This window comes from Mycobacterium persicum, from assembly GCF_002086915.1.
Classification (GTDB): Bacteria; Actinomycetota; Actinomycetes; order Mycobacteriales; family Mycobacteriaceae; genus Mycobacterium; species Mycobacterium persicum.
In genome coordinates this window covers 3,557,040-3,583,087 of record NZ_MWQA01000001.1, presented here as the reverse complement: position 1 = coordinate 3,583,087, position 26,048 = coordinate 3,557,040, and the positions used below count along the sequence as shown (strand labels likewise).

The window sequence follows — 26,048 nt, the reverse complement described above, 5'->3', positions numbered from 1 at the left end:
TGATCTTTGATCACATCCGCGCAATCCTGGCACCATGGCCCATCACCAGGAGCCCTCACGCGGGCTCCTCGACCCGGTAGCCAAGATGCTGCGGCTGCCGTTCAGCACACCGGAATTCATCGACAAAATCGTCACCGGAAGCGTCAACCAGGTCGGCCGCCGTACGCTTTACATGCTGATCACCACCTGGGACGCCGCTGGCGGCGGTCCCTTTGCGGCCAGCGCCATCGCGTCCACGGGCCTGGCCAAGACCGCCGAAATCGTTCAGGCGATGTTTATCGGGCCGGTCTTCAACCCGCTGCTGAAGATGCTGGGGGTCGACAAGATCGCGGTCCGGGCCTCGTTATGCGCCTCGCAGCTGGTCGGCCTGGGCATCATGCGCTACGGGGTGCGTTCCGAACCGCTGCATTCCATGTCGGTGGAGGCCCTTGTCGACGCCATTGGCCCGACGATGCAGCGCTACCTCGTCGGAGATATCAGCCGCGGCTAGTGTCTTGCGCCAGGCCCGATAGGCCGGCGGTCGGCACTGTCAGGCGGCGATCCGCGCGACCTGGATGTGACCTTCGGGTGTGACCCGCGCCGGGTAAACCGGCACCGACACCCGTGGATCGTCAAGGCAGCTACCGTCGTCGAGCGCGAAAGCCTGCTTGAGAATGGGTGATTGGACCGCGACCCGGCCGCCGCGATCGCCGACGATCCCGCGAGACAGCACGGCCGCGCCGGAGAACGGGTCCACGTTGCCGACCGCGCGCACCGAGCCGTCGTCTAACCGGAACAGCGCCGCCTGGCTACCGTCGTCGAGCAGCACCCCGACACCACGGCCGGGAATGAGCTGGTCGTACGCACACGCGGTGGTCCAGACCTGAATGTCGTTGAGAAGTGTCATGATTCCCTCCCTGACTATGAGCGCATCCGCGGCATGCCAATGGGCACAGGGACTTTACGCCCGGCACGCTCGGTGAACGTCACGGTCGAGTCGACCGCGTCGGGGGCGTTGACGAAGGAGACGAACCGTGACAACTTGTCCGGATCCTCCAGCACGCCCTTCCATTCGCACTTGTAGTTGGCAACATGCCGCTCCATTGCGGCCTCGAATTCCTCGGCCAGGCCGAGCGAGTCTTCACAGACGACCTCGCGTACGTGGTCGAGGCCCAGCGATTCCACCCACGGCGCGGTGCGTTGCAGCCGGTCGGCCGTGCGGATGTAGTACATGAGGAACCGGTCGATGTAGCGGACCAGTGTCTGGGTGTCGAGGTCGCCGGCCAACAGCTGGGCATGCTTGGGAGTCATGCCGCCATTGCCGCCCACGTAGAGGTTCCAGCCTTTTTCGGTGGCGATGACACCCACGTCCTTGCCGCGGGCCTCGGCGCATTCCCGCGCACAGCCCGAAACACCCAGCTTGATCTTGTGCGGCGCGCGCAGGCCGCGGTAGCGCAATTCCAGATCGATGGCCAGCTGCACCGAATCCTGCTGCCCGTAGCGGCACCAATCGCTGCCCACGCAGCTCTTCACGGTGCGCAACGCCTTGCCATAGGCGTGACCGGACTCCATGCCGGCGTCGACGAGCCTTTTCCAGATCAGCGGCAGCTGATCCACCCGGGCGCCGAACATGTCGATCCGCTGACCGCCGGTGATCTTGGTGTACAGCCCGAATTCCTGGGCGATCTGGCCGATCAGAATCAGGTGCTCGGGCTTGATGTCACCACCGGGGACCCGCGGGACCACCGAGTAGCTGCCGTTCTTCTGAATGTTGGCCAGGAAGTGGTCATTGGAATCCTGCAGCGCGGCTTGCTCGCCGTCCAGGATGTGATCGGAACCGGTGGAGGCCAAGATCGAGGCGACAACGGGTTTGCAGATGTCGCAGCCCTTTCCGCGGCCGAAGCGCTCCAGCAGGCCGGAGAAGGTCCGGATCTCGGTGGCCGAAATGATCTCGAACAGCTCCGCCCGCGACTGGCTGAAGTGCTCGCACAGCGCCTTGGATTGCTCCACTCCCTCGGCTTCCAGCAGCTGCTTCAGCAACGGCACGCAGGACCCACACGAGGTGCCGGCCGCGGTGCATGCCTTGAGGGCGGGCACATCTGCGCAACCGTCGGCGATCGCGCACTTCAGGTCGCCCTTGGTGACGTTGTTGCAGGAGCAGATCTGCGCCGAATCCGGCAGCGCGCCAACCCCCAACGCACCAGCCCCGTCGCCGGATCCGGCCGGCGCGATCAGCGCCAGCGGGTCCCCGGGCAACTCGCTGCCGACCATGGGCCGCAGTACCCCGTACGACGAGGCGTCACCCACCAGCACACCGCCCAGCAGCGTCTTGGCGTCGTCGGAGAGCACCAGCTTGGCGTAGGTGCGCTTCACCGCGTCATTGATGACGACCTCGAGGCAGTTCTCGGTCGCGCCCATCGCATCGCCGAAGCTGGCGACATCGACGCCCAGCAGCTTGAGCTTCGTCGACAGATCCGCCTCCGGGAACTCGGCAGCACCGCCCAGCAGCCGGTCCGCCACCACCTCGGCGCTGGTGTATCCCGGTCCGACCAGGCCGTAGCAGCACCCCTCAATTGCCGCCACTTCCCCGACCGCATAGATATCGGGATCGCTTGTCCGGCAAGACAAGTCGGTGAGGACGCCGCCGCGTTGGGCGATCTCCAGGCCCGCCGCCCTCGCCAACTCGTCGCGCGGCCGGATGCCAGCGGCGAAGATCACCACGCCGGCATCGATGGTGTCACCGTCGCTGAGCCGCACCCGAACCGACGCTGAGCCATCTGAGTGTTCGACGGGCTCAACGGATTCGGTGCCCGTGCCAACGTGGACGGCGATCCCGAGGTCAGTGATCATGCGCGCGAGCAGGGCGCCGCCGGCCTCGTCGATCTGCTGGGCCATCAATCGGGGCATCATCTCGACGACGTGCGGCTGCAACCCGAACTGGCGCAGCGCATTGGCGGCTTCGAGTCCCAGCAGACCGCCGCCGATGACCACCCCGGCGTCGGCGTGAGCCGAGTTCAGTGTGTGTTGGGCGCCGGCGCGGATCGCGTCGAGGTCGTCGAGCGTGCGATAGACGTGGCATTGGGGCAGCTGGTGCCCGGGCACCGGGGGGACGAATGCGTAAGAGCCGGTGGCCAGCACCAGGGCGTCGTAGCTGTGCCGCTGTCCGTCCGCGGTGACGACCGACTTGGTCGCGCGGTCGATCTCGGTCACCCGGGTGTTGAGCAGCAATCGGACCCGGTCGTCACCGGCATAGTCGTTGCCTGGCAATGCGAGTTGGCCGCGGTCCCAGGTTTCGGTGTAGGACGTCAGTCCGACCCGGTCGTAGGCGGCGTCGGCCTCCTCGGCCAACACGGTGATCCGCCACGACCCGCTGGTGTCGCGGGCACGCAGTGCCTCCACCAGTCGGTGACCCACCATGCCGTGCCCCACCACAATCACGTGCCGCCGGCAGGGCGATTCCCCGTCGCGCGCGCGAGTAGTTCCGGCTGCAGCCATGCCATGAAGATTAAGGGCGGAAAATTGCCGCAAAATCGCCCAATGTGACAGCCCGATGACATGGCGCTCACAGCTGGGAACAGTCTGTGTGACTGCGTTCACTAACGGCGAAAGCCCAGGTGGAACTTTAGCGAAGTCGACTCATGTTCTACGAGGTAGCCAGCCCGGCACGACGCCGGACACAGCTAACTCACAAGGAAGCATAAGGAGATATCCATGAGCAATCTCGCATTGTGGTCACGTCCGGCCCGGGGCGCGTGGGACCCCGACCGGTTGTTGCGTGACTTCTTCGGTCCCGCGGCGGTGACGGACTGGTACAGGCCGGCGACCAGCGGGTTCAGCCCGGCTGCGGAGATCCTCAAAGACGGCGACGACGCCCTGGTCCGCCTGGAGCTGCCGGGGGTCGACGTCGACAACGACGTCAACGTCGAGGTCGACTCCAAGAACGGGGTGAGCCGCCTGGTCATCCACGGTGAACACCGAGACGAACGCGCGGAGAACACCGACGGCCGCGTCCTGAAGGAGATCCGTTACGGATCATTCCGGCGCTCGTTCCAGCTGCCGGCCCATGTCACCGGTGAGGCCATCACCGCGTCGTATGACGCCGGTGTCCTGACGGTGCGAGTCAGCGGCGCATACGCGGGAAATCAGGCCGGAAAACAGGTACAGCGCATCGCGATCACGAAGTAACCGGTTAGTCCGGCGACTTGATCCGGCGGGGTGGATGCTCCGCCGGATCAGCCGGTTGCGGGTCCGGTCCGCGCCGAAGGTCGACCGCTCCGGCGGGCCTGGCCGGCGCCGCGATGTCCTGTCCATCGCCGCGCAGTGCGGATACCATCGGGTGACGTATTGTGATCCGAAACACCATCGCCTTTCCGGAAGATACAGGGAGATACGTTGTCCGCCTCTGCTGAAATCGCCGAACTGCACGACCTCATCGGCGGTCTGCGGCGGTGCGTGACCTCGCTGAAGTCGCGGGATGGCGACGACCCGGCCATGCGCCGCATCGTCATCGACGCCGACCGGATCCTCACCGATGTCGAATTGCTCGACACCGATGTCTCCGAGTTGGACCTGGATCGCGCCGACGCCCGGTATTCCGGCGAGAAGATCGCCATCCCCGACACCGATTACGACCGCGATTTCTGGCGCGACGTCGACGACGAAGGTGTCGGCGGTCACAGTAGATACTGACAACCAAACCCCGCCGAAAAGAGGGCCCTCTATCTGTGTACCCTTCGACGAGATGCCACTCGAAGAGGATCACACCAGATGAGCGCACCCACGGCGAACCGTCCTGATACCGGCGTTTTCTCACCCACCCGGGCGCAAATCCCCGAACGGACCCTGCGCACCGACACCTGGTGGTGGGCACCGCTGGTCACCAACATCGGGTTCCTGGCGTTCATCGTCTATGCGACCACCCGGGCTTTTTGGGGCAGCGGCTACTGGGTCGAGAAATACCACTACCTGACGCCGTTCTACTCACCGTGCGTCAGCGCGTCCTGCGAGCCTGGCGCAAGTCACCTCGGTGTCTGGTTCGGACACTTCCCGTGGTGGATTCCGTTGGGAATGCTGGTATTACCGTTCCTGCTCGGTTTCCGGCTGACCTGCTACTACTACCGCAAGGCCTACTACCGCTCGGTGTGGCAGTCACCGACCGGTTGCGCGGTGCCTGAGCCGCGGGCCCATTACACCGGCGAAACCCGGCTTCCGCTGATCATCCAGAACAGCCACCGGTACTTCTTCTACATTGCCGTGGTGGTGTCGGTGATCAACACCTACGACGCTGTCATGGCCTTCCATTCACCATCCGGTTTCGGCTTCGGTTTGGGCAACGTCATTTTGGTGACCAACGTGCTGCTGCTGTGGGCCTACACGGTCTCCTGCCATTCATGCCGGCACGTAACCGGCGGCCGTCTCAAGCATTTCTCCAAACACCCAGTCCGGTATTGGATCTGGACGCAGGTCAGCAAGCTCAACACTCGGCACATGCTCTTCGCGTGGATCACGCTGGGGACGCTGTCGCTGACCGACTTCTACATCATGCTGGTGGCCACCGGAACCATCACTGACCTGAGATTTGTTGGCTGACAAGCTATTTCAGTAACACCCCAAAGATAAGGCTGAGCGAGGTTTCATGGTTGAGGTCGAACGGCACTCTTACGACGTGGTCGTGATCGGTGCCGGCGGCGCAGGGTTGCGGGCGGTCATCGAGGCACGCGAACGCGGCTTGAAGGTCGCGGTGGTGTGCAAGTCGCTGTTCGGCAAGGCCCACACGGTGATGGCCGAGGGCGGCTGCGCGGCCGCGATGGGCAATACCAACCCGAAAGACAACTGGAAGACCCATTTCGGCGACACCATGCGCGGCGGCAAGTTCTTGAACAACTGGCGCATGGCCGAACTGCATGCCAAGGAAGCCCCGGACCGCGTCTGGGAGCTGGAGACCTACGGCGCCCTGTTCGACCGCCTCGAAGACGGCAAGATCAGTCAGCGCAACTTCGGCGGCCACACCTACCCACGGCTGGCCCACGTCGGCGACCGCACCGGGCTGGAGTTGATCCGCACCATGCAGCAGAAGATCGTCTCGCTGCAGCAGGAGGACTACGCCGAACTCGGCGACTACGAGGCGCGGATCAGGGTATTCGCCGAATGCACGATCACCGAGTTGCTCAAAGACGGTCCGGAGAAAGAAGAACGGATCGCCGGAGCGTTCGGCTACTGGCGCGAAAGCGGCCGGTTCATCCTGTTCGAAGCCCCAGCGGTGGTGCTGGCCACCGGCGGGATCGGCAAGTCGTTCAAGGTGACGTCCAACTCCTGGGAGTACACCGGCGACGGGCATGCGCTGGCGCTGCGGGCCGGTGCGTCCCTGATCAACATGGAGTTCGTCCAGTTCCACCCGACGGGCATGGTGTGGCCGCCCAGCGTGAAGGGAATCCTGGTCACCGAGGGTGTCCGCGGCGACGGCGGGGTGTTAAAGAACAGCGAAAACTCTCGTTTCATGTTCGACTACATCCCGCCGGTGTTCAAAGGCCAGTATGCCGAGAGCGAGCAGGAAGCCGACCAGTGGCTCAAGGACAACGACTCGGCCCGCCGAACCCCTGACCTGCTGCCCCGCGATGAGGTCGCGCGGGCGATCAACTCCGAAGTCAAAGCCGGTCGGGGCACCCCGCACGGCGGCGTCTACCTGGACATCGCCTCCCGGCTGACGCCCGAGGAGATCAAGCGGCGGCTGCCGTCGATGTATCACCAGTTCATGGAGCTGGCCGGGGTGGACATCACCAAAGAGCCGATGGAGGTCGGGCCCACCTGTCACTACGTGATGGGTGGTGTCGAGGTCGACGCCGACACCGGCGCGGCCACGGTTGCCGGGCTGTTCGCCGCCGGCGAGTGCTCCGGCGGTATGCACGGCTCCAACCGACTGGGCGGAAACTCGCTTTCGGACCTGCTGGTTTTCGGCCGGCGGGCCGGCTTGGGCGCCGCCGACTACGTGCGGGCGCTGGGCAGCCGTCCGACGATTTCATCGGAGGCCCTCGACGCCGCCGCCAAGCAGGCGCTCAAGCCGTTCGAGGGGCCGACGGACGGTTCGGCGCCAGAGAACCCGTACGCACTGCAGATGGATCTGCAGCACGTGATGAACGACTTGGTCGGCATCATCCGCAAAGAAGACGAGATCACCAGGGCACTGACCCTGCTGGACGAGCTGTGGAAGCGGTACCAGAAGGTACAAGTGGAAGGGCATCGTCAATACAACCCGGCCTGGAATCTGGCCATCGATCTGCGCAATATGCTGCTGGTCAGCGAGTGCGTGGCCCGGGCCGCACTGGAACGCACCGAAAGCCGCGGCGGTCACACCCGTGACGATCATCCCGGCATGGACGCCAACTGGCGCAACACCTTGCTGGTCTGCCGCGCCGCGGGCGACGGGGACGGCGGCGACGGTCCGCATATCGCCATCACCCGGGAGTCACAGGTGCCGATGCGACCGGACTTGCTGGAACTCTTCGACATTTCCGAGCTGGAGAAGTACTACACCGACGAAGAGTTGGCCGACCATCCAGGACGGAGATCGTAATGGGTTACAACGCTAGCCTGCGAGTGTGGCGGGGCGACGACAGCGGCGGCGAACTCCGCGATTTCACCGTCGAGGTGAACGAGGGCGAGGTGGTGCTCGACGTCATCCACCGTCTGCAGCAGACCCAGACGCCCGACCTGGCGGTGCGCTGGAACTGCAAGGCAGGCAAGTGCGGATCGTGCTCGGCGGAGATCAACGGCAGGCCGCGGCTGATGTGTATGACCCGGATGTCGACGTTCGCCGAGGACGAGGTGGTCACCGTCACGCCGCTGCGCACCTTCCCGGTGATTCGCGATCTTGTCACCGACGTGTCGTTCAACTACGAAAAGGCCCGCGAGATACCGTCTTTCGCGCCGCCGAAGGATCTGCAGCCGGGCGAGTACCGGATGGCGCAGGCCGATGTTCAGCGCTCGCAGGAGTTCCGCAAGTGCATTGAGTGCTTCCTGTGCCAGAACGTCTGCCACGTCATCCGGGACCACGAGGAAAACAAGCAGGCATTTGCCGGGCCGCGGTTCTTGATGCGGATCGCCGAACTCGAGATGCATCCGCTGGACACCCGCGACCGGCGCAAGGAAGCCCAGGAAGCTCACGGGCTGGGATACTGCAACATCACCAAGTGCTGCACCGAGGTGTGCCCGGAAAACATCAAGATCACCGACAACGCGCTGATCCCGATGAAGGAGCGCGTGGTCGACCGCAAATACGACCCCGTCGTGTGGCTGGGTAACAAGCTATTCCGGCGCTAGCGACGCTCGCTGCCCCGATTACCCATCCGATTGACAGGCTCAGGTCATCTCGGTGACTGCTCAGCGGTTAGACCGACCGTTGAATCGGGTATCCGACTTACATCTGCTATCGGGGTCGACCGCGCCCGCATGGACCCGGTCGAGCTTTTAACCGCGGAAAGGCAGCGTTAGGAATCCATGCGAGAAATCACCAGTGTCAATGACATCCGAACCGCGATCCGTGAGTTATCGATCCGGGCCGAACTCGCGCACAAAGACGGCCGACACGATGATGCCGCCGAAATCGAGCAGCGCATCGAGGGCTACCGGGCGGAACTCGGCGGCCGTCCCTAACCGGTGACGAGGCGGCGGAAGGCGCTGCGGTGGAACACGATCGGCGCCACTTCGGCATCCACGGTGACCTGATTGACCCGCAGCACCACGATGGTGTGGTCGCCAGCCGGGATCAGCTGCTCGATTGCGCTTTCTAGCCACAGGCTGGTGCCTTTGATGAAAACTGCACCGCTGTCGTTGGAAACGGTCTCCAGACCGGCGAAGCGATCACCGGTCTTGGCGGCAAGGGTGCGTGCCGCCTCGTCATGCGTCTCGCCGAGCACGCTGATGCCCAGCATCGGAACGCCTTTGAGCTTGGGCCAGGTCGTCGAAATGTTCTGCACACAAAACGAGACCAGCGGCGGCTCCAACGAGACGGGCACGAAGGTGCTGGCCGCCAGGCCTTCCCGTACTCCGTCAACCTCGGCGGCGATTGCCACCACGCCAGACGGAAAATGGCCGAAGGCCTCACGCAGCGACGACGGTGTCAGCTTGCTCTGTGGATTCACCGGAACCTACTCGCCCCTTGAGCCGAGGACGGATTTCTCGCACCCGCCCCTCCCCGTCGCGCTGGCGTGACGCGCGCCACAACCGCCACGGTCACCATCATCGTTGCAGGTGGCGGCCACTGCGGGCAAGCGAATCGCCTCAATCCCAACCGGTTGGTTGGTTCGCACGTGAAATGTAGCTCACATCTACTTGCGTACAACTACGGCGCCGATATATTTTAGCGGTGTTACTGGTGGGTAACTTAGACCTAGTACCCAACCGCAAGTGGCATTCTCAACGAGGAGGACCGTAGTGAGCCACTACAAGAGCAACGTCCGCGACCAGGTTTTCACCCTGTTCGAGATGCTGGGCGTTGACCAGGCTTTGGGCAAGGGCGAGTTCAGTGACCTGGACGTCGACACTGCCAAGGAGATGCTGGTCGAGGTCAGCCGATTGGCCGAGGGACCGGTTGCCGCATCTTTCGTCGAGGGCGACCGCAACCCGCCGGTATTCGACCCGAAGACGCACTCGGTGTCGCTGCCGGAGGCGTTCAAGGATTCCGTCCGCGCGGTGATGGACGGCGGCTGGGACAAGGCCGGTATCGAGGAGGCCCTGGGCGGGATGCCTATGCCCAAGGCGCTGGTCTGGGCGCTGCACGAGCACTTTCTGGGCGCCAACCCGGCGGTGTGGATGTATGCCAGCGGCGGAGGCTTCTCCAACATCCTCTACCACCTCGGCACCGAGGAGCAGAAGAAGTGGGCCGTGCTGGCCGCCGAGCGCGGCTGGGGATCGACGATGGTGCTCACCGAGCCGGACGCGGGGTCGGACGTGGGTGCCGGACGCACCAAGGCCGTCCAGCAGGAGGACGGCTCCTGGCACATCGACGGCGTCAAGCGGTTCATCACCTCCGGCGACTCCGGTGACCTGTTCGAGAACATCTTCCACTTGGTGCTGGCTCGTCCCGAGGGCGCCGGTCCGGGCACCAAGGGGCTGTCACTGTTTTTCGTGCCGAAGTTCCTGTTCGACCCGGAAAGTGGCGAACTCGGTGACCGTAATGGCGTCTTCGTCACCAATGTCGAGCACAAGATGGGTCTCAAGGTGTCGGCGACCTGTGAACTGTCGCTGGGCCAACACGGTGTGCCCGCCAAGGGCTGGCTGGTCGGCGAGGTACACAACGGCATCGCGCAGATGTTCGAGGTCATCGAGCAGGCCCGGATGATGGTCGGCACCAAGGCCATCGCCACGCTGTCCACCGGCTACCTGAATGCGCTCGAATATGCCAAGTCACGCGTGCAGGGCGCCGACCTGACCCAGATGACCGACAAGACCGCGCCGCGGGTAACCATCACGCATCACCCCGACGTGCGCCGGTCCCTGATGACCCAAAAGGCCTACGCCGAGGGTCTTCGTGCGCTCTACCTCTATACCGCGACGTTCCAGGACGCGGCGGTCGCCGAGGTGGTGCACGGCGTCGACGCCAAACTGGCCGCCAAGGTCAACGACCTCATGCTGCCGATCGTCAAGGGCGTGGGTTCCGAGCAGGCCTACGCCAAGCTCACCGAGAGCCTGCAGACCCTCGGTGGCTCCGGCTTCCTGCAGGACTACCCGATCGAGCAGTACATCCGGGACGCCAAGATCGACTCCCTGTACGAGGGCACCACCGCCATCCAGGCGCAGGACTTCTTCTTCCGCAAGATCGTCCGGGACAAGGGTGTGGCGCTGGCCCACGTTTCGGGCCAGATCCAGGAGTTCGTCGACAGCGAGTCCGGTAACGGCCGGCTGAAGACCGAGCGGGCGCTGCTGGCCAAGGCGCTGGCCGACGTCCAGGCCATGGCGGCCGCGCTGACCGGCTACCTGATGGCCGCTCAGCAGGACGTCACCAGCCTCTACAAGGTCGGCCTCGGTTCAGTGCGGTTCCTGATGAGCGTCGGTGATCTGATCATCGGCTGGTTGCTGCAGCGTCAGGCCGCGGTGGCGGTGGCTGCTCTCGACGCGGGCGCCACCGGCGACGAGCGCGCCTACTACGAGGGCAAGGTCGCGGTCGCGTCGTTCTTCGCCAAGAACTTCCTGCCGCTGTTGACCAGCACTCGCGAGGTGATCGAGACGCTGGATAACGACATCATGGAACTCGACGAGGCTGCTTTCTAACTCCCCCGTCCAACAGCCAGATCCCCCGTTTCTTCGTTGAAACGGGGGATCTGCGTCTGTGGGGGCATCCGGAAAAGACCGCCGCTGGATCCCCTCGCTCCAGCGGCGGCCCTTTTCGTACGCCCGTCGTATAGGACTGCCGACCGGCGGTCGACCAACGGATTGCCCCGCGCTGCGGCCGGGGTCGGGGGGTCAGACCACAACGCGGGGCTATCCGAGCTAACAATTACCCATCTGCTCCGGGTAATAAACCCGCCGCCAAATCTTTTCGTTTCACGGACCGTTGGGCTGCCTTGTGGAGGTCCTGTCAAGCCTGAAGGATCGCGGCTACGCCCTGGCCACCGGCCGCGCAGATCGAGATCAGCGCACGAAGGGGCTTACCCGAGCCGCCTTTGCCGGTGGCCTTCTTCTCACTCAGTTGCTTGGCGGCCTGAGCCAGGATCCGCCCGCCGGTCGCGGCGAAGGGGTGACCGGCAGCCAAGGACGAACCGTTGACGTTGAGCTTGGAGCGATCGATCGCGCCGAGCGCGGCGTCAAGGCCCAACTTCTGCTTGCAGTACTCCTCGGATTCCCACGCCTGCAGGTGTGCCAGTACCACCGAAGCAAACGCCTCATGGATCTCGTAGAAGTCGAAATCTTGCAGGCTCAACCCGTTTCGGGCCAGCAGCCTCGGCACGGCGTAGGTTGGCGCCATCAGCAGGCCGTCGCTGCCGTTGACATAGTCGACGGCCGCGGTCTCGGCGTCGACGAGGTAGGCCAGCGGCGACAGCGAATGGTCGGCGGCCCATTGCTCGCTGGACAACAACACGGCGGAGGCGCCATCGGTCAGCGGAGTTGAATTACCCGCCGTCATCGTCGCATCGCCGGCCTTCACCCCGAAAACCGGACGCAAGGTGGCCAATTTCTCGGCGCTGGAGTCGGGCCGCATATTGTTGTCGCGGTACAGCCCCAGAAAGGGCGTGACCAGGTCGTCGAAGAATCCGCGGTCGTAGGCGTTAGCCATATTGCGATGGCTTGCTGCGGCCAGCTCGTCCTGGTCGACGCGTTTGATGCCCATCTGCTTGGCGGTGATGGCCGCATGCTCTCCCATGGACAGCCCGGTACGCGGCTCGCTGTTGGCCGGGATCTCCACACCGAGGTTGGCCGGCAGGGTGCCCAGCAGCCTCAATCGCTGCACATTGGACTTGGACCGGCGCAGCTTCAGCAGGTTCCGGCGCAGGTCGTCACCCAGGCCGATCGGCGGGTCCGACGTGGGGTCCCCGCCGCCGGCAGCAGCCCCCTCGTAACGACCGGCCGCGATCCCGTCGGCGGCGACGACGGCAGCCTGCAGGCCGGTGCCGCAGGCCTGCTGCAGGTCGACGGCCGGTGTGTGCGGCGACAACTCCGAGCCCAGCACACATTCGCGCATCAGGTTGAAGTCGCGGCTGTGCTTGAGCACCGCGCCGCCTGCTACCAAACCCAGGCGTTCACCGCGCAGGTTGAACCGGTCTACCAGCCCACCCAGCGCCGCGGTGAACATGTCCTGGTTGGACGCGTCGGCGTAAGCGCCGTCGGACCTGGCGAAGGGAATGCGATTGCCGCCCAGGACGGCGACTCGACGCTTGGACTCGGAATTCTGTTGAGCAGCTGCGGGCACTTTGCGTTCTCCGGGTATCTATTTTTGGGCATCAGCCGTTGCAGCCATACTACCCACTGTTCTTACTCTCAAGTAAGTTCGTCCTCGCTACGGTTGCTTATAGCAACACATACCCCGACACGGAAGGCAGCTCTGTGGCTCCCAAGCTCTCGTCAGATCTGTTCTCGCAGGTTGTCAGCTCCCGCCCCGGATCGTTCGTGGCCAAGCAGCTCGGTGTCCCGCAACCCGAGACGCTGCGCCGGTATCGACCGGGAGATCCGCCTTTGGTCGGATCGCTGCTGATCGGGGGGGAGGGCCGGGTGGTCGAGCCGCTGCGCGCCGCCCTCGACAACGACTACGACGTGGTGAGTAACAACCTCGGCGGCCGCTGGGCCGATTCGTTCGGCGGGCTGGTCTTCGATGCCACCGGCATCACCGACCCGGCCGGTCTCAAGAAACTGCACGAATTCTTCACGCCGCTGCTGCGCAATCTGGGTGCCTGCGCACGGGTGGCGGTGGTGGGCACCAGTCCCGAGGCGATCGCCGACACGCACGAACGGATTGCCCAGCGCGCGCTGGAGGGCTTTACCCGGTCCCTGGCCAAGGAGTTGCGGCGGGGCAGCACGGTCGCGCTGGTGTACCTGTCGCCCGACGCCAAGCCGGCGGCCACCGGGCTCGAATCGACCATGCGGTTCATCCTGTCGGCCAAGTCGGCCTACGTCGACGGTCAGGTGTTCCATGTCGGGGCGGCCGATTCCACGCCGCCGGCCGACTGGGACCGTCCGCTCGACGGCAAGGTGGCCATCGTCACCGGCGCTGCCCGGGGCATCGGCAAAACGATCGCCGAGGTGTTCGCCCGCGACGGCGCCCGGGTGGTGGCGATCGACGTGGAGTCCGCCGAGGAGGCTTTGGCCGAGACCGCCAGCAGCGTGGGCGGCACGCCGCTGTGGCTGGACGTCACCGCCGACGACGCCGTCGACAAGATCACCGAGCACCTGCGCGACCACCACGGCGGCAAGGCCGACATCCTGGTCAACAACGCCGGTATCACCCGCGACAAGTTGCTGGCCAATATGGACGACGCCCGCTGGGACTCGGTGATCGCCGTCAATCTGCTTGCCCCGCTTCGGTTGATCGAGGGCCTGGTCGGAAACGGCAGCATCGGAGAGGGCGGACGAATCATCGGGCTCTCGTCGATCGCCGGCATCGCGGGCAATCGCGGGCAGACCAATTACGGCGCCACCAAGGCCGGAATGATCGGCATCACCCAGGCGCTGGCGCCCGAGCTTGCCGACAAGCGCATCACCATCAACGCCGTCGCACCGGGATTCATCGAAACCCAGATGACGGCGGCCATCCCGCTGGCCACCCGCGAGGTGGGCCGGCGGCTGAACTCGCTGATGCAGGGCGGGCAGCCCGTCGACGTGGCCGAGACCATCGCCTATTTCGCCAGCCCGGCGTCAAATGCGGTGACCGGCAACGTAATTCGGGTCTGCGGCCAAGCCATGATCGGCGCTTGAGCGGTTAGGAGGATTCGGTGAACCAGCCAAGCGGCCTGAGAAACATGCTCCGCGCGGCGGCGGGAGCGTTGCCCATGGTGCCGCGCGGCGGCCAGCTGCCCACCCGCACGGTGACCGTCGAGGAGCTTCGGATCGACCACACCAACGTGGCCGACTACGCGGCGGTCACCGGTCTGCGCTACGGCAACGACGTTCCGTTGACCTACCCGTTCGCGTTGGCGTTCCCCTCGGTGATGGCATTGGTCACCGGTTTCGATTTCCCGTTCGCCGCAATGGGATCGGTACACACCGAGAACCACATCACCCGGTACCGCCCGATCGCGGTGACCGACACGGTCGGCGTGCGGGCGCACGCCGAAAACCTCAGGGAGCATCGCAAGGGCCTGCTGGTCGACCTGGTGACCGAGATCAGCGTCGGCAACGAGCTCGCCTGGCAGCAGGTGACGACGTTCCTGCACCAGCAACGCACCAGCTTGTCCGGCGAACCGAAACCGCCGCCGCAGAAGCAGCCCAAACTCCCACCGCCGTCTGCCCTGCTGCGGATCACGCCGGCCCGAATCCGTCGCTATGCGGCCGTCGGCGGAGATCACAACCCCATCCACACCAATCCGATCGCGGCCCGGTTGTTCGGCTTCCCCACCGTCATTGCACACGGAATGTTCAGCGCCGCAGCGGTTTTGGCGAATATCGAGGCCCGGCTGCCGGACGCGGTGCGCTATTCGGTGCGGTTCGGCAAGCCGGTGCTGCTGCCGGCCAGCGTCGGCGTCTACATCGACGAAGCCGATAACGGCTGGGACCTGACGCTGCGCAACATGTCGAAGGGGTATCCGCATCTGACCGGGACTTTGCGGCCGCTGTAGCGATCAGCCCGCGCGATGGTCGAGGTGTGGGAGCCGGCGGCCGACAGCGAGCCTCTTCAGTGCTTCCGCGCCCACCGCGGTGACCAGAAAGACCACCAGCATCCAAATCGGTGGCCGGGCCAGCTCCCAGACGAAGATCGCCGCCCAGGTGGGCGAGCCCTGGGTGACCGCAAGCACCCCGGCGGCACCGGCCAGCGAGATCACCGGTCCGTGCAGGTGCGTCCCGGTCGCCGCGTTGAGCGTCAACACCAGCAGCGACCCCGCCGCAGCGCCGGTGGCCAACGACGGTGTCAGCAGCCCGCCGGCTCCGCCGGCACGCAGGAACAGCGCGGTCAGCAACGGCTTCAACAGCAAGATCACGGCCGCCGACGACAGCGTCATCCCGCTGGCCAGACTGACCGTCAGGATGCTCTTGCCGTTTCCGGGCAGCTGGGGCCACCAATGCGAACAGATGCCGGTCAGCAATCCCGCGGCCGCCAGCGCGGGGATCAGCATCCAAGACCGCAGCATGGGGCGCGGCCGCGCCGCGGCCATGATCCGGTTGAAGGTCAAACCCACCACCAGCGCGAAGGGCGCCAGCAACAATCCGTGCGCACTGAGCAGATAGGTCGATTCGGCACGGGGCCAGTCGAGTTCGGGGCGGTCATGGGTGACGGCCGAACCGATCGCGACGGCCAGGCTGGACGTGATCAGCGCCGCCCCCACCGCCCGCAACCGCCAGGTGTTGAGCATGATCCGCAGGGCGAACAGCGCCCCGGCCAGCGGGACGGCGTAGACCGCCGCCAGCCCGGCCCCGGCGGCACATGCCAGCAGGATCTCCCGATCGCCGGGTGACAGCCGCCGCAACCATCGGCAACCCACGTCGGTGAGGGCCGCGGCGAATTGGCGTGGCGCGCCTTCGCGGCCGAGCGAGGCGCCGGAGCCCACCAGCACGATCTGCAGCGCGGCGTCGATGCTCCACGACACCGGCGGTATCGGATCATGCCGCGCGATGGTTCCGGCCAGCGGCGGCACCTTGGCGCTGCGGCGCAAGATCCACCAGCCCAGTCCCGCCAGCGCGGCACCGACCATCGGCCCCACCGCGCGCCGGACCGGACTGCTGCCGGTGATCCCGTCGAGCAGTGAGCCGAAAGTGTAGTGGTAGGTGAGGTGTTCGACGAAGCGCAGCACCACCGTCGTCGACAAACCGGCGAGCCCGGCCAGCAGGCCGGCGATGATCACCGCGCAGAAAAAGTCGAGGTTGGGGCGGGCCGGCCGGTTAGGCACCGCACGAATCTAGCCTGCGGCGACGTTGGGACCCAGGTTTGGGCCGGTGTCGCGCTCCGCGGGCGCGCCCTTGAGGCCGTGCCAGAACAAGTCGATCATCATCTCGGCCGCCTCGTCGACGTCGATGTCGCCGACGCTGAGCCGGGTCCCCACCGCCTCTCCCGCCCCTACCAGCGCAACCGCCATCATGTCGATTTCGGCGTCGGAGCGCGGGCTGCGAGTCCCGGCGTGCAGCATCCCGGCGACCAGGTCGATGATCTGCTCGCGTCCCTCGCGCACCGTCTGGGCGAACGCTTGCGAGCTGGTGGCCTGGGTGTACATCACGATCCACGACGCCCGGTTGGTGTCGATGTAGCGCAGGAACGACACTATGGCGTTGCGCAGCAAGTCCTTTGGGCTCACAGTCAAGTCGATGTCGGCGCGCAGCGCGTCGATGAACCGGTTCATCTCACGGTTCAGGCAGGCGCCGAACAGATCTTCCTTGGAGCCGTAGTACAGGTACAGCATCGGCTTGGAGATTTGCGCCGCGGCGGCGATGGTGTCCATCGAGGTCTCGTGATAGCCGTTTTCCGAGAACATCTGCACGGCGGCATCCAGCATCTGCTGCTCGCGGACAGCACGCGGTAGCCGCTTCGTACCACCTGCCATTGCCGTGCACCCCTCCAGCCGGTCGATCCGACTCTAGGGTAGGCAATGCGGGTTCAGCTAATGACCACAGTGCGGAGAGACGTTCTTCATCGCCGCCACCCGCACCACCGATTCGTCGATCGCGGGCATCTGCAATTCGCCGGCGGCCAATGCCTGTTCCAACCGGTCCAGGACGGCGGGCACCTCTTTGGTGGTGACCCACAACGCGATATCGGTGCCGGCCTGCAAGGTGCGTAACACCGCCTCGGCCACGCCGTACCGATCCGAGATGGCGGCCATGCTGGACAGGTCGTCGCTGAACACCGGGCCTCCGAACGCAGGCCCGCCATATCCGGTGCCGGTGCGCAGCAGGTCCACCGCGGCCTTGCTCAGGCTGGCCGGTTCGCTGCCGGTCAACCCGGGAACTTGCAGATGCCCCACCATCACTGCGACCGGGGTCCGGGTCAGCAGGGTGCGGTAGGGCACCAGGTCGCTGGCCACCAGCTCGCTCAACGGCGGCGTCGTCACCCCGCCGGTGTGCGAATCGCCCGAGCCGCGCCCGTGGCCCGGGAAGTGCTTGAGCACCGGCAGCAGCTCGGCATCGCGCAGCCCCTGCGCGTAGGCGCCGGCGTAGGCGGTGACCTTATCCGGATCCGAGCCGAACGAGCGGTCCCCGATCACCGTGTCGTCGGGCGCGTCGGTGACGTCGACCACCGGCGCGAAGTCGACGGTGATACCGAGCTTCTTCATCTGCCGGCCCCGCTCCAGCGCCACGTCGTGGACCTGGGCGACGGTTTGGGTCTGGGCCAGTTCCCGGGCCGACGGACCCCGGCCGCCGAGCAGCGAATGCAACCGCGACACCCGGCCGCCTTCCTCGTCGACGCCAACGGCCAGCGGCAGCGGGCCGGCGCCGGCGGCGAGATCGGCCAGCGGGCCGTTCAACATGGACAGGTCGGTGTCGCTGCCGATCAGGATGCCGCCGACGTGATAGGTGCTCACCACGGCCTTGGCGTCGGCGGCGTCGCGCACCCCCACCATCAGCAGCTGGGCCAGCTTGTCGCGGGTGGACAACGAGGCCGGCACCGCCGTCGGGTCGGCACACACCCGCGGTGCCGGAGCGGCGACCGGGGGCGGTCCGGGCGGCGTGCTCGACGCCGTCGTCGACGACGATCCGGTCCGGGTGCCGCCGTGGCTGCAGGCGGCCACCAGCACCGATACGGCCGCAAGCACCGTCAGTGTGCGCGGAAAAGCCATCCGGACATGCTGTCACGGTGGTGTTTCGGCGCCGGGTTCGGGGGCAACCACTGTTACGTTGTCGACCGACCTGGGGCGAGACGTCGCGCCCCGCCCCGATGATCGCTGCCGACAGCCATGAGATCGCGTTCTGCTAGGTTGGCGCTAAGTTTCTTTCAGCGTTTCTTTCAGCCACCTTTCACCACGACGTCACGCCTCAAGGAGCTCACGATGAACCGGATCGTCGCGCCCGCCGCCGCGAGCGTGGTGGTTGGTCTGTTGCTGGGCGCGGCCGCAATCTTCGGTATCACCCTGATGGTGCAGCAGGACACGAAGCCGCCATTACCCGGGGGCGATCCGTCGTCATCGGTGCTCAACCGGGTCGAGTACGGCAACCGTAGCTAGCCCGGCGGCGTCGGCTTCGAAGGTCAGCGCGGCGGCGCTTGCAGCAAACCCGCTGGTGACGCCCCTCTCCCGGCGGTGGCTGCTGTTGGTCGCGGCGGTGTCGCTGACGCTGACGTTCGCCCAATCCCCCGGGCGGGTCTCCCCCGACACCAAACTCGATCTCATCGCCAACCCGCTGCGGTTCCTGGCGCGCGCGACGAACCTGTGGAACAGCGAGCTGCCGTTCGGCCAATCTCAGAACCAGGCCTATGGCTACCTGTTTCCGCACGGGACGTTCTTCCTCGTCGGCCATCTGCTGGGAGTCCCGGGGTGGCTCACCCAGCGGCTGTGGTGGGCGGTGCTGCTGACGGTCGGCTTCTGGGGATTGCTGCGGGTCGCCGAGGCGCTGGGCATCGGTAGCCCGGCATCGCGGGTGATCGGGGCGGCCGCGTTTGCGCTGTCGCCGCGGGTGCTGACCACGCTGGGGTCGATCTCGTCGGAAACGCTGCCGATGATGCTGGCGCCATGGGTGCTGCTGCCGACGATTTTGGCCCTGCGGGGCACGTCGGGCCGATCGGTACGGGCGCTGGCGGCCCAGGCCGGTGTGGCGGTGGCGCTGATGGGCGCGGGGGACGCCATCGCGACGCTGGCCGGTTGTCTGCCCGCGGGGATCTGGTTGGCTTGTCACCGGCCCAACCGTTTGTGGTGGCGCTATACCGCATGGTGGCTGCTGGCGCTGGTGTTGGCGACGCTGTGGTGGGTGGTGTCGCTGACTCAGCTGCGCGGGGTCAGTCCGCCGTTTCTGGACTTCATCGAATCCTCCGGCGTGACGACCCAATGGTCCTCGCTGGTGGAGGTGTTGCGCGGCACCGACAGCTGGACGCCGTTCGTGGCGCCCGACGCAACCGCGGGGGCGCCGCTGGTGACCGGGTCGGTCGCGATCCTGGGCACCTGTCTGGTGGCGGCGGCCGGGCTGGCCGGGCTGGCCAGTCCGGCGATGCCGGCTCGCGGCCGGCTGGTGGCGATGCTGCTGGTCGGCGTGGTGTTGCTGGCCGTCGGGTACGGCGGCGGGCTGGGCTCGCCGCTGGCCCATCAGGTGCAGGCGTTCTTGGACGCCGGCGGCACGCCGCTGCGCAATGTGCACAAGGTGGGGCCGGTGATCCGGCTGCCGCTGGTCTTGGGCATCGCGGGGTTGCTGGGTCGGATACCGCTGCCCGGCAGCGTGCCCAGGTCGCAGTGGCTTCGCGCGGTTGCGCACCCCGAGCGCGACAAGCGGGTGGCCGTCGGAATCGTCGTGCTCACCGCGATGGCGGTCAGCACCTCGCTCGCCTGGACCGCTCGGCTCACCCCGCCTGGCACCTTCACTGCGATACCCCGGTACTGGCAGGAGGCCGCCGACTGGCTCAGCGCGCACAACACCGGGACACCGACGCCGGGGCGGGTGCTGGTGGTGCCCGGGGCGCCGTTCGCCACCCAGGTCTGGGGCACCAGCCACGACGAGCCGCTGCAGGTGCTGGGCAGCAGCCCGTGGGGGGTACGCGACTCCATTCCCCTGACCCCGCCGCAGACCATCCGGGCGCTGGACTCGGTGCAGCGCTTGTTCGCCGCCGGACGCCCCTCCGCCGGCCTGGCGGATACTCTTGCCCGCCAAGGCATTTCGTATCTGGTGCTGCGTAACGATCTGGACCCCGAGACGTCGCGCTCGGCACGCCCGATCCTGGTGCACCGCGCCATCGCCGGCTCACCCGGGCTGGCGAAGGTGGCGGAGTTCGGCGCGCCGGTGGGTCCCGGCTCGCTGGCCGGGTTCGTCAGCGACAGCGGACTGCGGCCGCGCTATCCCGCGGTAGAGATCTACCAGGTGGGTGGCGCGGGTGCGCCCTACTTGGTCGACACCGACCGGCTGCCCCGCGTCGACGGCGGGCCCGAGGTGCTGCTGCGTCTCGACGAACGGCGGCGGCTGTCTGGCCAACCGGCGCTGGGTCCGGTGCTGCTGACGGCCGATGCCGTCGCCGCCGGTCTGACGGCTCCGCTGGTGACGGTCACCGACACCCCGGTGGCCCGCGAAACCGATTACGGCCGGGTGGATCAGCACTCCTCGGCGATCCGGGCGCCCGGGGACGCCCGACACACCTACAACCGGGTGCCCGACTATCCGGTACCCGGCGCCGACGTGGTGTACGGCGGGTGGACCGGCGGCCGCGTCACGGTGTCCAGCTCGTCGGCGGATTCCACCGCCATGCCCGACGTGGCCCCGGCCACCTCGGCGGCGGCCGCGATCGACGGTGACTCGGCGACCGCCTGGGTGTCCAACGCACTGCAGGCCGCCGTCGGGCAGTGGCTGCAGGTGGACTTCGATCATCCGGTGGCCAACGCCGTCATCACCCTGACACCGAGTGCGACCGCCGTCGGCGCGCAGATCCGGCGCATCCTGGTCGAGACCGCCACCGGCAGCACCACCCTGCGGTTCGACGAGGCAGGCAAGCCGCTCACCGCGGCGCTGCCCTACGGCGAAACGCCGTGGGTGCGGGTCACCGCGGCCGCCACCGACGACGGGTCTGCCGGGGTGCAGTTCGGTATCACCGATCTGGCGATCACCCAGTACGACGCGTCCGGGTTCGCCCACCCGGTGCAGTTGCACCACACCGTGTCGGTACCCGGGCCGCCGGCGGATTCGACGATCGCGCGCTGGGACCTGGGGTCCGAATTGTTGGGCCGGCCGGGTTGCGCGCTCGCCTCCGACAGCGTGCGCTGCGCCGCGTCGATGGCCCTGGCGCCCGAGGAGCCCGTCAACTTCAGCCGCACGCTCACCGTGCCGCGCCCGACGACGGTGACCCCGACGGTGTGGGTGCGGCCCAGGCAGGGGCCCAAACTTGCCGATCTGATCGCTGAGCCGGACACCACCCGCGCGCACGGCGACTCCGATGTGCTCGACGTCGCGGGCTCGGCCTACGCCGCCACCGACGGCGACCCCGCCACCGCATGGACCGCACCGCAGCGGGTGGTGCAGTACAAGTCGCCGCCGACCCTGACCGTGAGCCTGCCGCGACCCACCGAGGTGGCCGGACTGCGGCTGCTGCCCAGCCGGTCGGCGTTGCCCGCCCATCCGACGATGGTGGCCGTCGACCTGGGCGACGGGCCCCAGGTGCGTGCGGTCAATCGCGACGGCGAGCCTCAGACGCTGTCGTTACACCCCCGCATCACCGACACGGTCACCATCAGCCTGCTCGACTGGGAAGACATCATCGACCGCAATGCGCTGGGCTTCGACCAACTCAAGCCTCCCGGGCTGGCCGAGGTGACCGCGCTCGGAACCGACGGCAGCCCGATCGCGGCCGCGGATGCCGTGCGGAACCGATCCCGAGAGATCACCGTCGACTGTGCGCACGGCCCGGTCATCGCGGTGGCCGGCCGCTTCGTACACACCTCGATTCGGACCACGGTGGGCGCGCTGCTGGACGGCGAACCGGCTACGGCGCTGCCCTGCGAACGCGAGCCCATCTCGCTGCCGGCCGGCCAACAGGAGCTGCTGATCGGTCCGGGAGCGGAATTCGTTGTCGACGGCGCCCAGCTGACGGCTCCGGAGGCAGCCGAATTACCCTCCACCACAACGGTTCCCGCCGCAACCGGGGTGTGGGGCCCGGGCCGTCGGGAAGTGCGGGCGCCCGCCTCGGCGACCTCGCGAGTGCTGGTCATTCCGGAAAGCATCACCCCCGGTTGGGTGGCGCATACCAGTAGCGGCGCCAGGCTGACTGCGGTTGCGGTCAATGGCTGGCAGCAGGGCTGGGTGGTGCCCGCCGGTGATCCCGGCACCATCACCCTCACCTTCGCGCCCAACTCGGTGTATCGATCGGGCCTGGCTTTCGGGCTTACGTTGCTGCCGGTGCTGGCCCTGCTCGCGCTCTGGCGGCGACGAGGCCAGGACCATGGCCATGCGGCCGTACGCCCTTGGGCACCCGGGCCGTTGGCGGCGGTCGCGGTGCTGACGGCCGGGGGTGCGATTGCCGGGGTGGCGGGAGTTGCCGTGGTAGGCGCAGCGTTCGGGCTGCGGTATGTATTGCGCGACCGGGAGCGGGTGCTCGACCGGATCACCGTCGGATTGAGCGCGGGTGGTCTGATTCTCGCGGGGGCAGTATTGTCCCGTCATCCGTGGCGCTCGGTGGACGGCTACGCCGGCCACTCGGCCAGTGTCCAACTGCTGGCGCTGATTTCGCTCGCGGTGTTGGCCGCATCGGTGTCGATGCCGGCTTGGGATAGCAGTCCCGGACGGGACCCCGAACAGGAGACTTGACGTGGAGTTCTTTCGAAGCCCCGGGCCAATTGCCATGGCGCACCGGGGTTTTACCTCGTTCAGGCTGCCCAAGAACAGCATGGCGGCGTTTCACGAGGCGGTGAAGCTTGGGTTTCGCTACCTCGAGACAGACGTTCGCGCCACCCGCGACGGCGTCGCGGTGATCCTGCATGACCGCCGCCTCCCGCTCGCATCCGGAACCCCGGGTGCGATCGACCAATTATCCTGGCGGCAGGCCAGCGCGGCGGATCTGGGCTCCGGAGAACCGATTCCGACACTCGAAGAACTACTTGTCACATTCCCGGACGCGCGGGTCAATATCGACATCAAGGCAGAGTCGGCCATCGAACCGACCGTCGAGGTCATCGAGCGGTTGAAGGTGCACGACCGGGTGCTGATCGCGTCGTTTTCCGACCGGCGTCGCCAGCGGGCCGTGCGTCTGCTCACCCGGCGGGTCGCCAGTGCGGCGGGTACGGGTGCTTTCATGGCGTTCATGGCGGCCCGGTCGGCGGGCCGGCGGGCGTATGCGCAGCGGCTGCTGCGCGACAGCGACTGCGTGCAGTTGCCGCCGCGGTTAGGTGGCGTGCCGGTGATCACGCCGGCGTTGCTGCGGGCCATGCATGCTTCCGGACGCCAGGTGCACGCCTGGACGATCGACGACCCCGCGGCCATGCATGCGCTGCTCGACATCGGTGTGGACGGCATCATCACCGATCGTGCGGACCTGCTCCGTGAGGTGCTTACCTCACGGGGACAGTGGTAGCGGCGCGGCAGCTGTTGGCTACCGGTTTGCCGACTGGTTAACTGGATACGCGGTCACCGTCCGAGGAGTACTGCCATGGGATGGTTTTCGGCACCCGACTACTGGCTGGGCAGAATGGTGCTCGAGCGGGGCACCGCGGTCATCTACCTGACGGCGTTCGTCGCCGCCGCGCTGCAGTTCCGGGCGCTCATCGGAGAGCAGGGAATGCTGCCGGTGCCGCGATATGTGGCCGAAAGGTCCTTCTGGCAAACACCGAGCCTCTTTCACCTTCGTTATTCCGACCGATTGTTCGCCGCCGCGTGCTGGTTCGGCGCCCTGCTGTCGGCAGCGGTCGTCACCGGTTTGGCCGACTTGGTCCCGTTGTGGGCCGCCATGCTGATGTGGCTCACACTGTGGCTGCTGTATCTGTCGATCGTCAACGTGGGCCAGGTGTGGTACGGATTCGGTTGGGAGTCATTGCTACTCGAAACCGGATTCCTGATGATCTTCCTGGGCAACGCTCGGGTGGCACCGCCGATTCTGACGTTGTGGCTGCTGCGTTGGCTGCTGTTTCGGGTCGAGTTCGGCGCGGGACTGATCAAGATGCGCGGTGACCCGTGCTGGCGCAACCTCACATGCCTGTACTACCACCATGAGACGCAGCCCATGCCGGGGCCGCTGAGCTGGTTCTTCCATCACCTGCCCAAGCCGCTGCACCGGATCGAGGTGGCGGGCAACCACTTTGCGCAACTCGTGGTGCCGTTCGGATTGTTCGCCCCGCAACCGGTCGCCAGCATCGCCGCAGCCGTCATCATCGTCACCCAGCTGTGGTTGGTGTTGTCGGGAAACTTCTCCTGGCTCAACTGGCTGACGATCCTGCTGGCATGCAGCGCCGTCGACCAGGCGTCGCTGGCGGCCGTGCTGCCGGTCCCTGCTCAACCCGCGCTGGCCGGGCCGCCGCTGTGGTTCACCGTCCTGGTGTTCGTGCTCGCCGCGGCGGTGTTGATTCTGAGCTACTGGCCGGCACGCAACATGCTGTCCACCCGGCAGCGGATGAACATGTCCTTCAACCCCTTTCATTTGATCAACACCTACGGCGCATTCGGCAGCATCAGCCGCACCCGCCACGAGGTGGTGATCGAAGGAACCGCCGAAGACGAGATCACCGGCGACACGGTGTGGCAAGAGTACGAATTCAAGGGTAAGCCCGGCTCGGTGCGCAGATTGCCGCGGCAATGGGCGCCCTACCACCTTCGTTTGGACTGGCTGATGTGGTTTGCCGCGATATCTCCGGGCTACGCGCTGCCCTGGATGACACCGTTGCTGACGCGGCTGTTGCGCAACGATCGGCCGACGCTGAAGCTGTTGCGGTGCAACCCGTTTCCGGATGTGCCACCGCGATACGTGCGTGCCCAGATTTATCAGTATCGCTTCACCACTTTTCAGGAGCTGCGGCGCGACCACGCCTGGTGGCATCGCACGCTGGTGGGTAGCTATGTGCGGCCGATGTCGCTCGGGAGAGCCAAATCACCGCCCGGGTGAGGCGCCGAATGACATCATGGCGAATGTGACCATCTGGTTAGTCCCTGCGCCACACCTGTTCCTCCGTCGGTGGACATCCATTGTGCCCATCTATCCGCGACAACGAGGCATCGCGCTGCTCCCCGGCTTGCGACGTCGTCACGGGATTATCGATCCGGTCGACCGATGACATTCGTTGTGTCGCTGCACATCCGGCCACGTCTACGTTGTCGGCGACGTCCCGAACCGCCGATCCAGCGAGGTCCGTTTCCTCCTTGGCGGACAACTGCATATCGGTTGCCCGGCCGTCGCGGGGCAGCTCCGCGGTAGCGTCGGTACTACCAGCCCTGGAGTTTGCGCCATCGGAAATTCCCGCACCAACCGACCGGATAGAGGGGTTATGACCGAACCGACCGTCACCAACGTCACCGAAAACAAGCGTTACGAGATCAGCGCCGACGGCGTGCGGGCCGGGCTGACCGCCTACGTCGACACCGCCGACACCGGCGGTCAGCGCATCTTCTACCACACCGAAGTCGACGACAGGTTCGCCGGTCGGGGCCTGGCAAACAGACTCATCGCCGCGGCGCTGGCAGACACCCGCGCCGCGGGAAAGCGCATCGTGGCGATCTGCCCGTTCGTCGCGGCCTACGTCGACAAACATGACGACTACGACGATATCCTCGACCCGATCACTCCGCAGGCCCATGCGGCGGTGCGCGCTCGGACTTGAGTTCGGCCTTGAGCT

22 protein-coding genes are annotated in these 26,048 nt (G+C 66.4%); 15 read left to right on the top strand and 7 right to left on the bottom strand.

The features are described from left to right. The first annotated feature begins 34 nt into the window (after positions 1-34). Positions 35-490, top strand: coding sequence for a TetR/AcrR family transcriptional regulator (locus B4U45_RS16360; RefSeq protein ID WP_023369818.1), 456 nt, complete (start codon positions 35-37; stop codon positions 488-490). Positions 491-529: 39 nt separating this feature from the next. On the opposite strand, the gene nirD is transcribed toward B4U45_RS16360, so the two are convergent. Both nirD and nirB read right to left on the bottom strand, forming a co-directional pair. Next, entirely contained in the window at positions 530-886 is a 357-nt protein-coding gene (gene nirD, locus B4U45_RS16355) for a nitrite reductase small subunit NirD (RefSeq protein ID WP_075546682.1), read from the bottom strand. 14 nt (positions 887-900) lie between these two features. Then, positions 901-3,474, bottom strand: a complete 2,574-nt coding sequence (gene nirB, locus B4U45_RS16350) for a nitrite reductase large subunit NirB (RefSeq protein WP_083155444.1) — start codon at positions 3,472-3,474, stop codon at positions 901-903. Positions 3,475-3,690: 216 nt separating this feature from the next. On the opposite strand from nirB, the gene B4U45_RS16345 reads away from it, so the two are divergent. From B4U45_RS16345 to B4U45_RS16320, 6 genes are all read left to right on the top strand, one after another. Further along, entirely contained in the window at positions 3,691-4,164 is a 474-nt protein-coding gene (locus B4U45_RS16345; RefSeq protein ID WP_075546681.1) for an Hsp20/alpha crystallin family protein, read from the top strand. 207 nt (positions 4,165-4,371) lie between these two features. Further along, a complete protein-coding gene (locus B4U45_RS16340; RefSeq protein ID WP_219859456.1) occupies positions 4,372-4,668 on the top strand; it encodes a hypothetical protein in 297 nt (98 codons plus the stop codon). 78 nt (positions 4,669-4,746) lie between these two features. Beyond that, complete coding sequence (locus B4U45_RS16335) at positions 4,747-5,568, top strand: hypothetical protein (protein ID WP_075546679.1); 822 nt, start codon at positions 4,747-4,749, stop codon at positions 5,566-5,568. Between the two features lie 46 nt (positions 5,569-5,614). Next, positions 5,615-7,549, top strand: coding sequence for a fumarate reductase/succinate dehydrogenase flavoprotein subunit (locus B4U45_RS16330; protein ID WP_075546678.1), 1,935 nt, complete (start codon positions 5,615-5,617; stop codon positions 7,547-7,549). Then, complete coding sequence (locus B4U45_RS16325) at positions 7,549-8,295, top strand: succinate dehydrogenase/fumarate reductase iron-sulfur subunit (protein WP_075546677.1); 747 nt, start codon at positions 7,549-7,551, stop codon at positions 8,293-8,295. Before B4U45_RS16330 ends, B4U45_RS16325 begins: the two co-directional genes overlap by 1 nt. Before the next feature lie 177 nt (positions 8,296-8,472). After that, positions 8,473-8,628: a hypothetical protein gene (locus B4U45_RS16320; RefSeq protein ID WP_089025254.1), complete on the top strand. Its 156-nt coding sequence runs from the start codon at positions 8,473-8,475 to the stop codon at positions 8,626-8,628. Here the strand turns inward: B4U45_RS16320 and B4U45_RS16315 are convergent. Continuing rightward, positions 8,625-9,116 carry a flavin reductase family protein gene (locus B4U45_RS16315; RefSeq protein ID WP_075546676.1) on the bottom strand — a complete coding sequence of 164 codons (492 nt, stop codon included), beginning with the start codon at positions 9,114-9,116 and terminating at the stop codon, positions 8,625-8,627. The two genes, B4U45_RS16320 and B4U45_RS16315, sit on opposite strands and share 4 nt — an antisense overlap. A gap of 292 nt (positions 9,117-9,408) precedes the next feature. Between B4U45_RS16315 and B4U45_RS16310 the strand changes: the two genes are divergently transcribed. Beyond that, a complete protein-coding gene (locus tag B4U45_RS16310) occupies positions 9,409-11,244 on the top strand; it encodes an acyl-CoA dehydrogenase (RefSeq protein ID WP_075546675.1) in 1,836 nt (611 codons plus the stop codon). Between the two features lie 307 nt (positions 11,245-11,551). On the opposite strand, the gene B4U45_RS16305 is transcribed toward B4U45_RS16310, so the two are convergent. Then, entirely contained in the window at positions 11,552-12,880 is a 1,329-nt protein-coding gene (locus B4U45_RS16305; RefSeq protein ID WP_219859455.1) for an acetyl-CoA C-acetyltransferase, read from the bottom strand. 134 nt (positions 12,881-13,014) lie between these two features. Here B4U45_RS16305 and B4U45_RS16300 point away from each other — a divergent pair, with 134 nt between their 5' ends. Both B4U45_RS16300 and B4U45_RS16295 read left to right on the top strand, forming a co-directional pair. Further along, positions 13,015-14,379 (top strand): 3-oxoacyl-ACP reductase, encoded by a 1,365-nt coding sequence (locus B4U45_RS16300; protein ID WP_099223674.1) that lies wholly within the window; start codon positions 13,015-13,017, stop codon positions 14,377-14,379. Between the two features lie 17 nt (positions 14,380-14,396). Further along, on the top strand, positions 14,397-15,239 hold the full coding sequence (locus B4U45_RS16295) for a MaoC/PaaZ C-terminal domain-containing protein (RefSeq protein WP_075546672.1): 843 nt from the start codon (positions 14,397-14,399) through the stop codon (positions 15,237-15,239). A 3-nt stretch (positions 15,240-15,242) separates the two neighbouring features. Here B4U45_RS16295 and B4U45_RS16290 read toward each other — a convergent pair whose 3' ends face one another. The 3 genes from B4U45_RS16290 to B4U45_RS16280 are packed head-to-tail and all read right to left on the bottom strand — an operon-like array spanning position 15,243 to position 18,386. Further along, positions 15,243-16,505: a chloride channel protein gene (locus B4U45_RS16290; protein WP_075546671.1), complete on the bottom strand. Its 1,263-nt coding sequence runs from the start codon at positions 16,503-16,505 to the stop codon at positions 15,243-15,245. A 9-nt stretch (positions 16,506-16,514) separates the two neighbouring features. Beyond that, positions 16,515-17,153 carry a TetR/AcrR family transcriptional regulator gene (locus B4U45_RS16285; RefSeq protein ID WP_075509652.1) on the bottom strand — a complete coding sequence of 213 codons (639 nt, stop codon included), beginning with the start codon at positions 17,151-17,153 and terminating at the stop codon, positions 16,515-16,517. Between the two features lie 57 nt (positions 17,154-17,210). Then, a complete protein-coding gene (locus B4U45_RS16280; protein ID WP_099223678.1) occupies positions 17,211-18,386 on the bottom strand; it encodes a glycoside hydrolase family 3 N-terminal domain-containing protein in 1,176 nt (391 codons plus the stop codon). 210 nt (positions 18,387-18,596) lie between these two features. Between B4U45_RS16280 and B4U45_RS16275 the strand changes: the two genes are divergently transcribed. The 5 genes from B4U45_RS16275 to B4U45_RS16255 all read left to right on the top strand — a co-directional run bounded on the left by B4U45_RS16275 (position 18,597) and on the right by B4U45_RS16255 (position 26,033). Then, positions 18,597-18,770 carry a DUF2613 domain-containing protein gene (locus B4U45_RS16275; RefSeq protein ID WP_023369784.1) on the top strand — a complete coding sequence of 58 codons (174 nt, stop codon included), beginning with the start codon at positions 18,597-18,599 and terminating at the stop codon, positions 18,768-18,770. Between the two features lie 55 nt (positions 18,771-18,825). Then, positions 18,826-23,037, top strand: a complete 4,212-nt coding sequence (locus B4U45_RS16270; protein ID WP_219859453.1) for an alpha-(1->3)-arabinofuranosyltransferase — start codon at positions 18,826-18,828, stop codon at positions 23,035-23,037. Between the two features lies 1 nt (position 23,038). Continuing rightward, positions 23,039-23,800, top strand: a complete 762-nt coding sequence (locus B4U45_RS16265) for a glycerophosphodiester phosphodiesterase family protein (RefSeq protein ID WP_183154952.1) — start codon at positions 23,039-23,041, stop codon at positions 23,798-23,800. 75 nt (positions 23,801-23,875) lie between these two features. Further along, entirely contained in the window at positions 23,876-25,321 is a 1,446-nt protein-coding gene (locus B4U45_RS16260; RefSeq protein ID WP_075546667.1) for a lipase maturation factor family protein, read from the top strand. Positions 25,322-25,700: 379 nt separating this feature from the next. Beyond that, entirely contained in the window at positions 25,701-26,033 is a 333-nt protein-coding gene (locus B4U45_RS16255) for a GNAT family N-acetyltransferase (protein ID WP_075546665.1), read from the top strand. Positions 26,034-26,048: the final 15 nt, after the last annotated feature.